This window comes from Fontibacter flavus, from assembly GCF_042432905.1.
Lineage (GTDB): Bacteria > Bacteroidota > Bacteroidia > Cytophagales > Cyclobacteriaceae > Fontibacter > Fontibacter flavus.
The window spans coordinates 78,929-91,288 of the sequence record NZ_JBHLWI010000008.1 but is presented as its reverse complement, the minus strand read 5'-3'; the positions used below and the strand labels follow the sequence as shown (position 1 = coordinate 91,288).

General features: G+C 38.9%; 8 protein-coding genes. 2 read left to right on the top strand and 6 right to left on the bottom strand.

The window, feature by feature from the left end; all coding sequences use genetic code 11:
* Positions 1-29 precede the first annotated feature (29 nt).
* A complete protein-coding gene (locus ACFFIP_RS04515) occupies positions 30-1,127 on the bottom strand; it encodes a T9SS type A sorting domain-containing protein (RefSeq protein WP_382386377.1) in 1,098 nt (365 codons plus the stop codon).
* A 343-nt stretch (positions 1,128-1,470) separates the two neighbouring features.
* On the opposite strand from ACFFIP_RS04515, the gene ACFFIP_RS04510 reads away from it, so the two are divergent.
* Both ACFFIP_RS04510 and ACFFIP_RS04505 read left to right on the top strand, forming a co-directional pair.
* Positions 1,471-3,165: a fibronectin type III domain-containing protein gene (locus tag ACFFIP_RS04510; RefSeq protein WP_382386376.1), complete on the top strand. Its 1,695-nt coding sequence runs from the start codon at positions 1,471-1,473 to the stop codon at positions 3,163-3,165.
* A gap of 382 nt (positions 3,166-3,547) precedes the next feature.
* On the top strand, positions 3,548-5,248 hold the full coding sequence (locus tag ACFFIP_RS04505) for a fibronectin type III domain-containing protein (protein WP_382386375.1): 1,701 nt from the start codon (positions 3,548-3,550) through the stop codon (positions 5,246-5,248).
* Positions 5,249-5,437: 189 nt separating this feature from the next.
* Here ACFFIP_RS04505 and ACFFIP_RS04500 read toward each other — a convergent pair whose 3' ends face one another.
* The 5 genes from ACFFIP_RS04500 to ACFFIP_RS04480 form a co-directional block, all read right to left on the bottom strand.
* Positions 5,438-6,994 carry a S8 family peptidase gene (locus ACFFIP_RS04500; RefSeq protein ID WP_382386374.1) on the bottom strand — a complete coding sequence of 519 codons (1,557 nt, stop codon included), beginning with the start codon at positions 6,992-6,994 and terminating at the stop codon, positions 5,438-5,440.
* Between the two features lie 397 nt (positions 6,995-7,391).
* A complete protein-coding gene (locus tag ACFFIP_RS04495; protein WP_382386373.1) occupies positions 7,392-7,580 on the bottom strand; it encodes a hypothetical protein in 189 nt (62 codons plus the stop codon).
* 54 nt (positions 7,581-7,634) lie between these two features.
* On the bottom strand, positions 7,635-8,060 hold the full coding sequence (locus ACFFIP_RS04490) for a nuclear transport factor 2 family protein (protein ID WP_382386372.1): 426 nt from the start codon (positions 8,058-8,060) through the stop codon (positions 7,635-7,637).
* A 181-nt stretch (positions 8,061-8,241) separates the two neighbouring features.
* On the bottom strand, positions 8,242-10,377 hold the full coding sequence (locus ACFFIP_RS04485) for a prolyl oligopeptidase family serine peptidase (protein ID WP_382386371.1): 2,136 nt from the start codon (positions 10,375-10,377) through the stop codon (positions 8,242-8,244).
* A 316-nt stretch (positions 10,378-10,693) separates the two neighbouring features.
* Positions 10,694-12,193, bottom strand: coding sequence for a sodium:proton antiporter (locus ACFFIP_RS04480; RefSeq protein ID WP_382386370.1), 1,500 nt, complete (start codon positions 12,191-12,193; stop codon positions 10,694-10,696).
* Positions 12,194-12,360 lie beyond the last annotated feature (167 nt).

Below are 12,360 nucleotides of genomic sequence, written 5' to 3'. Positions count from 1 at the left end.
AAAAATTATCGTCGGTTTAGAAAATACCTTTATTTCTTGATCACTTTTAATCTTTCTGTAGTTGCTTCTGTGATAATCTCTATAATTAAGATTCCTTTTGGCAGTTTGTGTAAGATCTGGCTCAGGTCTATGGAATTGCCGGCATTGTTAAATACATAAGAATAGCTACTGCTTGCGGTGTAAATTTGGACTTGAACCTCATTTTGGAGAGGGGGTCCTGTGTACATGAGTTGAAGTTCTTTGTTGATTACAGGATTTGGAATTGCCTGCCAATGGTTCTTGCTGGACATTACTTTAGGTACTTGTACCATTTGTGTTGGACTATAATCCATGCTGCCGTCGAAGTCCACTTGTTTGATTCTGTAATAAAGCCTTCCGCCCTTATAAGGAAGTTGAAGGTCCGTATAGCTGTATTGGGTAAGTGTGTCGCTCCAACCCACGCTTTTTACTTCTGCGATTTTGGTGAAATGATCGATTCCCTGTTCAGACCTTTCGATTTCAAAATGGCTGGACTCCCATTCTTTTAATGTTGACCAGTTTAAGGCTATGTTCCTCAAATTTTCAGTCGGGCTAACTGAAAATTGATGCCATTCTACTGGGAGTGGTCCAAACTGGGTACTTACCCTAAGACCTTCAGGACTGGCATAACATTGTCCGCTTGAAGCTGATGTCGTACACTCTGTTTGGCCTTCATTTTGGCGCCATCTCAAATAAATATTTTTGAAATAGGTTTCACTGCCCCAGATAATTTCATAATCAAAAAGAAAGACGCGTGTTTCTTTAGGGATTTGGTTGCTGGTATTTGAAGTTTCGTTAAATACGCAGTAACTAGAGGTTGTGGATGATAGATTGCCAGAAATCTCTTCTTGGTAGGCAAAATGTAAGGGAAAGTATGCATTGGTAGATGTTCCAGAAAAGATCGCATATATCCTTCCTTTGACCACTTCACCGATTGCGAATTCTTCTTCATCTTCAAAAGGATTTCCTTTCTCATCTAAAAAATAGAGGTCTGTTACTGCAAAGTTGTTTTGGCTACATTGGGCATAGGTGTTTATATCAGTATAAATAAAACTGATACCCAAGATAAGGAATAAAGCCTTGAATATTTTACCACTAAAAGAAAGCATATTACTAGGGCTTATTTAAATGGTAAAACTATAAAAAAGAATTTTATTTTGCAAAAAATAAAAAAACATTAATTAAATTCTGTTTATATTTATTAAAATGTCAATTGGATATAAAAAAATGAATTATAAATGGATTTTTGATGGATTGTGCTTTTATCTTTAAAAGCTATTGTTTTATGAAAACTAAAAAATAATTATAACCTGTTAATAATGCTTAACTGAAAGTGTTTTTTTGTATATAAGATGCATGTTTTAATAATTTTATGGATTTTTTCTTTGTTGTTGAAATGCAAAAACGTATATTCGTAATACATTTATGTATAATTGATAAGCCCTGATTGTAATGAAACTTTTTAAATTTTTATTTTATGGCCTCATTGGCTCCTTACTGCTTTTTGGGGTGGTGATGAATGGATATGGGCAGGGGGGAGGTAATATTGACTGTGAGGAATGTAGGCCTGCTAATAATCAAAGAGAAAATTTTGTAATTCAAGAGGCTTATCTTAGTAATTCAGATGGAGATCGGTTAGGTGTTGATGATTGTGTGTCTGGAAATGAATTCTGGATTACTCTAGACTATACCTCGCGTCAAGAACTTTATAATGTTAAGTTGTTATTTGATTTGTTTATTAAAAATAATGATGGTCTTGTTGTTGGTTCAATTAGTATAGAATATTTTTTAGGTACCGTTCTGAGTACAAATCCTGGTGAACAAGGGTCGGTGCCAATTCTAATTAAGCTTGATGATAATACATTTGATTGTAGAAATCAAGTTTTGGAACTTTTTGATACTCGTGCATTTTGGACTCCAAATGAGAATTTAAACACAAATGGTCAATGTGGAGGTTATGCCCCTGGTTTGTGTAGTAACCCTCCTTTAGTAATTATCCCTGTGGGTGTTGATGGATTTGTATATGATTTTGATTATGTTTTTGAATGTTTTGAAGAAAATGATGGGACTCCTGATGGAACTGTTGATGTAACTTTTTTTGTAACCACCCTAGCTGGAGGAATTAGACCAGCTGAAATAGACTGGATCTTTCAGGTTGGTGATGATTTAATTACGGTTCCTGACGGTGGCTTTTCGTATACTATAAATTTGAAGCCCGGAGATGTGATTAAACCAGACTTAGAAATAAATAGCGATGAATCTGATGTACCTTTCACTATTCCTTCAAGTATAACTATCCCAGATTTGTTTGATATAACTGAGGATAATAAAACTGATAATGATCCTAATTTGAGCCCAGATCCAAATGGGTCAATAACAATTACAGAAATAAATCCAGCTGATGACGAATACATATTTCTTTGGAGTGATGAAAATGGTAATATATTGGATCCGGAAGACCCCAAAAATTTAACAGGTCTAGCGGGAGGGGAATATACTCTTACTATGATCAATCAGGAAACTGGTATGTGCAGAACATTTAAATACCTTATTAATGTAACACCATTACCCGTTTTGTATGAAGAATATGGAGTAAATTTCAATCATTCTTCCAGAAGCATTTCATTTAATTGGTCCACCACCAAAGAATGGGAAGCGTCTCACTTTGAAATAGAACGGGCAGTAAGCGGAACTCAGTTTGAAAAGATAGGAGAGGTGAAGGCGGCTGGGTGGAGTGATCAGCTGACGGAATACCTGTTTGAAGACAAGATTTTGCCACTTACTGGAGGTAATCTGCTTTACCGTCTCAAACAGGTGGATTTCAATGGGGATTTTGAATATTCTAAAGTTTTGTCTGTAAGAGTTCCTGAAATGCAGTTTACCTCAGGAGTATGGCGTGCATTCCCTAACCCGACGGATGGTAGTTCATTGCGCATCAGTTTACTAGATGCAGGGAATTACAATCAGGAACCGCTAACCTTTAGGTTGATACATCCTACCGCCCAGACCGAGGCCATTTCGGTTCCTTCTGAAAAAGAAATGAATGAAATGTTGACTGATCTGTCAATCCGAATGCCCAAAGGCGTCTTTGTGGTAGAAATCCAATGGGGCCAAAAAGTAGAGCATATCAAAGTATTGAAGAAATAATTGTTTTTTTAGCTACAGTTGTTTTTCCACTGCCCACCGGGCAGTGGTTTTTTTGTTTTATACAGCCTGATCTTTTGGATAGAAAATTCTAATTCAAAGCGCTTTATATTCCTCTGTTTCCCTTTTCATTTTTGCCTTCAGGAAGGGTAATATTTGGATTTCTTTTTTACCAAGGCTATCCGTCAGTTCGCTTTAGAGGTTTGTTGGAATCCGTTAGACGCATCATATTTTTATATAAAAACACTCAAAAAACCCTTTAAAACAAGTTAATAAGCAAAAAACAGTATTCAAAAAACAAAAAAATGCATAAAATGCTTAAAATCACTTGTTTAATAAAAAACAAAAAAATATATTTGTAATACAATTATAATTATATAAACCGATGATAAGATTTTTCACATTACTCACGATGATCCTTTTGCTTACTGGAGTAAGCATGGAAGGATATGGGCAGGTTGATCCCAATAAGCCTGATCTTCGAGATGGCTCTTGTACCATTTGTAAAGGAAATGCACAGAATTATTCCATTTTGAATGTGTATTTCAGTGATGCTGCTGGAAATCCAAATGACATTTGTGAGGGAAGTGGTCCTTATTACATTTCATTGTTGTATACCTCTAATGCCAGAAATGATATCCATAATTTTAGGTTAATTGCTGATATTGTAAAGAAAGACCGTAATGATCCAGATGGTGATGCATTGGCTTCATTTTATATTAATGAATTTAGTGGCTCTATAAGCCCATGTAATACTGGTTCATGCATAGTAACCATTCCAATTCCTGATATTGGGATTGAATGTAAAAATGAATTCTATGAATTATCAAACCCACTTGTATCATGGACAACTAGCGGCAATAAGGACTTAGAAGATAGTTATAACTGTCAAAGTTATCCTGCGGCCCAATGTTTGAATAATACTACTTCTATACCTATTGAAGTTGGGACATTGGCTTATTCGTTTGAACCCATATTTGAGTGTTTTGCAGAAGATTTGACGCAAACAAATGTTTCTTTTATCATCACATCACTTTTTGGAGGAAACCCGACACTTGAGTATGATGCAACCTGGAATTTCACTTTTCCCGATGGCTCTACATTAAGCTCTACAGATTTCAATCCAACAGTTTGGAATAGAGCAGTTGGAAGTGAGGTAATAGCTTCGTTGACAATAACCCAAGGTAACCTAGTTGGAAAAATAGAATCTTATATTACAGCCGTTCCTGATGCCTTATCGACTGATGATGTTATATTAAGTGAAAGTGTTAATGAATCAACGATCGATGGACAAACAGGTATAGACCTGGCTACAGGATCTATAGAAGTTACCTTTGAGCCAGGAGATTATTTTTATTATTGGACATCCTTAGATGACCCTACTTTTTATTCTGAAGAAGCATTGATAGACTCCTTGGTGGGAGGGACTACCTACAGTTTGACTACAATTGATAATGCCACAGGAAGATGCAGGGTTGATTTGTTTGATCTTGGGGCAAAGATTTTACCTGTTGAACTTGCTGATTTTAACGTGCAATTCCTCAACCAAACCCGAAGTGCTAAAATTACTTGGTCCACAACCAAAGAATGGGAATCTTCCCATTTTGAAATCGAAAGAGCGGTTAAAGGAGTGGAGTTTGTTAAAATCGGTGAGGTCAATGCCGCGGGTTGGAGTGATGTCCTGATGCAATATTCATTTGAAGATACTGCTTTACCATTAGGAGAAAGCAATGTGTTGTACAGGTTGAAGCAGGTTGACCTGACAGGCCACCATCATTATTCAAAAGTATTGTCCGTGAAAACTCCAGGAGTTCAGTTTACTTCAGGTGTGTGGAGGGCATTCCCAAATCCTACTCTGGACAATCAGTTGAGAATAAGTTTACTAGATAGATCCCAGTATGATGAAGAGCCCATAACATTCAGATTGGTACACCCCACTGCCCAAAGTCAGGCAGTTGCAGTGAAAACCGAGATGGAAATGAACGAACAATTGTCCCAGATGGTGGCCAGAATTCCCAAAGGGGTTTTCGTAGTCGAAATCCAATGGGGTCAAAAAATAGAGCATATTAAAGTGTTGAAACAGTAAAAAATTCTTTTGTTTTGAAATTTATTTCCCACTGCCTTCGGGTAGTGGGTTTTTTAATTTTATAAACTTAGTATATATCATAAAAATAGCCCTCGAATGCTTCCGAGGGCTATTCAATTGGTACTACTAGTGCTGAGTTTTGCTTAAAATTGAAAGGCTATTTGATTTTTTAGACTTATGGTAATTTAATTAGTTGTTGATACCAACAGCTTTTGCGGCATTGACAAAACCATGTCCATAGATTTCGTCCTGACCTGGTTTGCCCAAATCAGTAGAAGATTGCATCAATCTGGTTTTGACCTGTGCTGGAGTAAGGTTTCCTCCATTGGCTTGCATCATTAGGGCTACCACACCTGCGGCTGCTGGAGAAGCCATAGAAGTTCCCTGAGCCCAATTGTAATTTCCATTACTGGTTCCCCTCACTGTACTGAATACTTGGTCAAATATGGCACAAGTTGTTGTAGTTGTTCTTGTTGTTCCAATTAAGGTACAAGGATTGAAATTGCCTTCTACGACTGCTAATCCAACTGTTCCTCCCGGTGCTGCAAAATCTACCAAAGACTTACCAAAATCTGTATAATAAGCAGGATCGGAAAAGTTGGTATTGCCAAGAACCCATCCTGTAGGTCCTGTAGAACTGATGGATAACACATGCTGGTTTTGGGCAGGGAATTTGAATAATTCTCTTTCCTCATCATAATTAGTTTCACCGTTTCCTGATGAAGCAATGACAGTGACGCCATTGTTGAAGGCAAACCTTGTTACCCGGTCATAGATTTTCTGCAATTCTCTAAAAGCATCTCTGAACTCTCTGTCTTGCCAGTTGTTTCTGTAATCAATCGTAGCGCCCAAACTCATATTCATGACCTGAGCGCCACCGCCACCTAGGTTCTGAGGAGTGGCAGCATAGATGATGCCATCCAAAATCCAAGAAAATGCCCCTGAACCATTGTGAAGCACTTTTACCCCTACCAAAGTAGCTTTAGGAGCAATCCCTACTACGCCAAATCCTGAAGCAGCTACAATGCCCGCGACGTGAGTACCATGCCAGAAAGTACCTGTGTCTTGATTGAAAGCAAAACCTGGAACAAATGAAGCAGAAGAAGCTACATCCAAATTCGGAGCTAGGTCGATATGGGTAGAATGGAAACCCCCATCAAGTACGGCTACCCTAATGCCTTCACCTGTATAACCAGCATCCCAAGCATCAGTGGCATTAATAGCTTTTGGGGCCCATTGCCAACCATCAAATATAGCATCCCTATAATTGAAGGCCTCACCACCTGCTGTAATTCTTCTGGCATTTTCAGCACTTACAGTGACGTCCTCACTCACTAATCCAGGTTCTTGGGTATAAGTCCATACCAAGTCCGGTGTAATGGATTCAACACCATTTATTTTACCTGCCTCTTCTAAGAATGTATCAGTACGGGGAGTAACCAAAAGTACGCCTATCTCAGGATACTGCTTTACTATTTCTCCTCCCGCATTTTCTATACTTCTCATTAGATTAGAGTTTAAGTTCTGATTTCTGCTCAAAACCAAATACTTTCCGGTAAAGTCACCTTTCCTCAGATTGGAATAATCTGAAATCTCCGTAAGATTAAACTTACTGATTGTGCTCTGCTTTTTTAACTCTGCCTCATTAATTGGGTCAACCTCCGTCAGTTGGTTGTCACAGGCAGACACCAGTAAACCAAATACTAAAATCAAAAGTGAAAATTTTGGATTTTTGAAGTGTTTCATAATTAGCTTTTTAAACTTGTAAAAGAATGGTTGCTTGAGTAGCAAATTGGTTGGTTTGGTAATCAAAATTTAAAGTTTAAGACTGCTGAACTTTAATTGGGTTTAATCCAACTTAATCCAGATAATCTAATGCCTTTTCATTTTAAGCCTATTGAATATAAACAAAAAAGTGATTTTAACTTACATTTTAATGTATTTAACTATAAATTAATTCAAAAAATAATTTCCCAATTATTGGTAAAAAATACATTACTTATTGATAATAAGTACTATAGATACAGTGGTTTAAACTTAATTTGTAAGTATGTTTTTTTTTAATTTTTTTGGCAGGATTTAACAATATAACCAAGTCTTACGGTTTGGTGATTTTTTTCTAATAAGCTTTAAAACAAAAATCCTAGATGTCTCCAGTCGTCGACATGACAAGGGGAAGCTTTTTGAATTTTTGACCTTTTGCCTGAATCGAAGGTCCATTCGGCATGATTTGATCTTCGTTTCTGATCCTGTAGGGATTACCTATCGGTAGCATGAGATGATTGATGGTGGAAGACCAATCCTGTAGGGATTGCCTCTTTCTTTGTTTCATCTAAGAAATGCCAGATGTCTCCTATCTTCGATATGACAAGTTGAAGCTTTTTCATCATCGCTTCTCTTCATACCAGGTTTTGTGCACAATTTTCCAATTGCCATCAATCTTGATCAGGGTGAGGTAATCATAATAGTAAATTCCCGGCCAAAAAAGCTCCGTCTTGGCCACAGCGGTATAGCCTTTGACCTCTATTTCTATGAGATGGTTTTTGAAATCAGTTAATTTTCTTTTTTCTCCTTTGGCGGTACCACTTGCCCATTCTTCATATGGTGTCACGGTAAATTTATCACCTCTATACCCGATTAACCTGGCAGAATGATCGAATGCCTGATCCAACTTGGTTCTGTCCCGCTCCATCATGCCCTCAAAATAAAACTGGATGGTCTTGGCAATGGCTGCTTTTTCTTCCTCCAGTGTTTGGGAAAAAGTAGCCGTACTTAGCATGAAAAGAAGGAGAAGTAAGGATATTTTTTTCATATCAATTTCAATTCTTTCAATTTAAAAATAGGAAAAAAACCTGCCTGGTTTTTAAAGTTATATTGGTTTTGTGATGCTTTTCTGGATCATTAACCAGGCAGGTTTGACTTTTTCATGTAATCTCTATTAGAGAATAACCCTCCAAGGGTTTTAAACCCTTGGAGGGTTGGTCAAAAGATATTTATTTTTTAGGGAAACTTACCCCCATATTGTACAAACCGAAGGCATAAATATCCGCAATCTCTGCAATCTGCATGGATGTAGGTTTACCGGCTCCATGCCCTGCATTGGTTTCAATGCGTATCAATACTGGGTGATCACCCACGTGGACTTCCTGTAAGGTAGCAGCAAACTTGAATGAATGCGCAGGAACCACCCTGTCATCATGGTCCGCTGTGGTTACCAAAGTAGCAGGATAAGCAGTTCTTGCTTTCAGGTTGTGGAGTGGAGAATATCCTTTCAGGTAGCGGTACATTTCCTCTGAATCATCGGCTGTGCCATAGTCATAGGCCCATCCCGCTCCTGAGGTAAATTGATGGTATCGTAACATATCCAATACCCCCACAGCAGGAAATGCCACTTTAGCCAGTTCAGGTCTTTGTGTCATCACAGCGCCTACCAATAAGCCACCATTTGAACCTCCCCTCAAGGCCAGGAAATCAGAGGAAGTATAGCCTTCCTTGATCAGGTATTCTCCTGCGGCAATAAAGTCATCAAAGACATTTTGCTTCTGCTGCTTGGTGCCTGCCAAATGCCAGTTTTCACCATATTCACCGCCACCACGAAGATTAGGTACCGCATAAACACCCCCATTTTCCAACCAAACGGTGGTGGCAATGCTAAAGGAAGGTGTTAAGCTCACACCAAATCCGCCATAACCATATAAAATTGTCGGGTTCTTTCCATCGAGCTTTAGTCCTTTTTTATGGGTGATGATCATGGGGACTTTCGTACCGTCTTTGGACGTATAGAAAATTTGCTTGCTTTCATATTGACTTGGGTCAAACTGCACTTTTGGACTGTAGTGTAGTTCGCTTTTTCCTGAAACAATATCATATTTATAGATCGTACCAGGGGTAATGTAAGAAGTAAAGGTGTAGTATATCTCGCTTTCCTCCATTTTGCCGGCAAAGCCACTAGCTGTCCCAATGCCCGGTAGTTCAATTGTTCTGATCAGCTTACCTAAATAATCAAATTGCTTAACTTCGGTAATGGCGTCTTTTAAATAAGAAGCAAAAATGCTTCCCCCTCCCGTGGAAATATCCATTACATTTTCCGTTTCAGCTATGACATCCACCCAATTATCTGAAGATAGGGCAGCGATGCTGGTTTTGATTAACTTGTTGTTTGGCGCATTTTTGTTGGTAAAAATGAAGAGTTCGCCATCCTGATGGTCCACCACATAATGGGTGCTTTCCATGTCGGAGATAATTGGGACAATCGGAGACATGGGCCTGCTCAGATCCTGAATGTACAATTCGTTTCCAGTAGTACTATTAGCCGCTGTGATGACCAGGTATTTGCCATCTTCAGTAACTGAAGCCCCTACATACCTCCTTGGATTATTGTCATCGCCAAATACAAGTACATCCACAGACTGTTCAGTACCTAACTGATGGTAATAAAGTTTATGATTATTGGTAAAGGCGGAAAGTTTGGAACCATCAGGCTTGTCATAGGTACTATAGAAAAAACCTTCATTTCCTTTCCAGGCAATCCCGGTAAACTTGGCATCTGAGATTTGATCTTTTAGCAATGTTTTGCTTTCAGCATCCATCACATAAATATCTCTCCAGTCAGAACCTGCTACAGACACCGCATAGGCAAATAAGCTCCCGTCTTTGGTGAAGGCACTCCCGCCCAGTGAAGAGGTGCCGTCTTCGGAAAGCTTATTGGGATCCAAAAAGAGTTCCTCTTGGGTATCCGGTCCTTTTTTACGGTAAAGCACAGATTGATTTTGAAGGCCATCATTACGGTAAAAGTATTGGTAATCCCCATGAGTGCTTGGTGCAGAAACTTTTTCATAGTTCCACACTTCTTCCAATCGCTGACGGATGGCTTCTCTGAAAGGGATTTTTTCCAGATAGCCGAAACTTACTTCATTCTGGGCCTTTACCCAGGCTTTTGTCTCTTCAGAGTAATCATCTTCTAGCCATCTGTAAGGATCTGGAACATTTTCACCCCAATAGGTGTCTACATGGTCTATTTTCTTGGTTTCGGGATATTGCACGTCGATATTTTCAATTTGATTTTCCGGTTGACAGGCCAGGAGTAGTCCTACAGTTGCCAATGAGGGTAAGATTTTATGTGATTGCATAGATTGTGATTTGGGTTTAATTTGAAAAGCGCATTGAAGTTAATAATGTTTCAACAAAACAAAAAAGCATAAAAAAACCCAGCAAGATATGCTGGGTTTTGTTTATTCGATTGATGTCTCGTCCTGTAATTACTTGACAAAATTTAAATGGGTCAACCCCTTTAGGGTTGGGATGCTGATTTAGATTTTAAACCCCCTAACCCCACATTTCATACGGGGCTATTCAAGGATAAACCACTACGTGGTTTTTATTCTCATTCAAAATTCTTCACTTTACATTCTTGTCATACCCATAACGGTTATCCGACATCCCACATCAGACAAAAGCAAAGAATACCAACCAGGTGATGATCAGTACCGGCAAGAGGATAGGCAAGGAGAACCTGATGACATATCCAAAGAAAGAAGGCATTTTGATACCACTTTGTTCTGCGATGGATTTCACCATAAAGTTCGGTCCATTGCCGATATAAGTCATGGCTCCAAAGAACACCGCTGCAAGAGAGATGGCCATCAGTTCAAAGGCAGAATCATCGTAATTGTCCATGGCAAAATCTTTTACCATTTCGATATTGCTAATTTCAGCACCTTGTGAAGCCATGGCTGCTGCAAGGAAGTTCAGGTAAGTAGGTGCATTATCCAGTACGCCTGAAAGGATACCGGTTCCCCAATACAGGGTGTTATGTGTAATCAAAGCAGCGCCTTCCGGAGACTTGGCAAAGTTGCCCACCAACTCCAATGCTGGCATCATGGTCCCGAAGATACCGATGAAGATAAAGGCTACCTCACGGATTGGCTCAAAGTTGAACTCATTGCCTTTGATAGCTTTTTGATCAGCGAATTTAAAGCTGAAGTAAGCTACGGAGAGCATGATGATTTCTCTGATAAAGGAGAATTTTTGACCATCATAATGGATGGCAGGTACCCAGTCAATCACATTAGGATCCAGGAATACAGATGCGATCACGATTGCCAGCCACAGGAAATTTTTAGAGCCGATCAGTTCAAATTTATTGGTGTAAGTCACTTCTTCAAGTTCCTCTTCATTGGCCCTGCCGAATTTTTTATCAATAAAGTAGAAAATTGCAGCCAGGATCAACAATGCCAGTATCCAAGCAGGCCAGTTATGCTCCAAAGTCCAGAAGAAAGGAACTCCTTTCAGGAAACCGAGGAATAGTGGAGGATCGCCGATTGGTGTCAGGGAACCCCCGATATTACTCACCATAAAGATGAAGAAAATGATATGATAAGGCTGAATATTGCCTTTATTGAGACGGATAAATGGTCTGATCAATAGCATGGAAGCTCCAGTGGTACCGATCAAATTGGAAACAAGTGCACCAATCAACAATAGGGAAACATTCGCCATTGGCGTTGCTTTTTTGTCTATCTCGATCAGGATACCCCCTGAAGCAATGTACAGAGAGGACAAGAGTGCAATAAACTGAACATATTCAGCAAGGGCGTGCACGGGTCCATGTACATTGTGAAGTACAAATAAGTAGTAGAATACCACGAGCATGGCAAAACCTACGGCAATTTTGGGATAATTATGATGCCAGAAATGCTCGTAAAATAACGGGCCTGTGGCAATCATTAGCAGAAGCGCTACAAATGGAATAACCAACCAGACCGGGGCTGTTTCGTGATGCCCATGATCATCATGGATGTGTTCGGCAGTACCGGCTTCGACATTGTCTTGAGCTTCGATATGGATGGCTTCGGTTTGAGGGTCATCTTGGGCATTGACCTCCGGAATACCGGAAAAAATCATAATCCCAAATAATACCACAAAAACAGCTAATAAATTCTTCATTCAGTTAAAATTAAGCGGTTTTCTTCTCTAGTTTTGGATTGATTAACTTGGAATTATTATAAAGGTAGCAAGCTAATTACCAAGTTTGTTTTCGCTAAACTACTTATTTTGAATGAAAAGCACCACATAAAATAAACAAGCCGGGATGAATTAATTTAAAAACAATT

Coding starts and splice junctions, on each gene's coding strand:
- ACFFIP_RS04515 (WP_382386377.1), bottom strand. CDS start 1,127: ATGCTTTCTTTTAGTGGTAAAATATTCAAGGCTTTATTCCTTATCTTG.
- ACFFIP_RS04510 (WP_382386376.1), top strand. CDS start 1,471: ATGAAACTTTTTAAATTTTTATTTTATGGCCTCATTGGCTCCTTACTG.
- ACFFIP_RS04505 (WP_382386375.1), top strand. CDS start 3,548: ATGATAAGATTTTTCACATTACTCACGATGATCCTTTTGCTTACTGGA.
- ACFFIP_RS04500 (WP_382386374.1), bottom strand. CDS start 6,994: ATGAAACACTTCAAAAATCCAAAATTTTCACTTTTGATTTTAGTATTT.
- ACFFIP_RS04495 (WP_382386373.1), bottom strand. CDS start 7,580: ATGAAACAAAGAAAGAGGCAATCCCTACAGGATTGGTCTTCCACCATC.
- ACFFIP_RS04490 (WP_382386372.1), bottom strand. CDS start 8,060: ATGAAAAAAATATCCTTACTTCTCCTTCTTTTCATGCTAAGTACGGCT.
- ACFFIP_RS04485 (WP_382386371.1), bottom strand. CDS start 10,377: ATGCAATCACATAAAATCTTACCCTCATTGGCAACTGTAGGACTACTC.
- ACFFIP_RS04480 (WP_382386370.1), bottom strand. CDS start 12,193: ATGAAGAATTTATTAGCTGTTTTTGTGGTATTATTTGGGATTATGATT.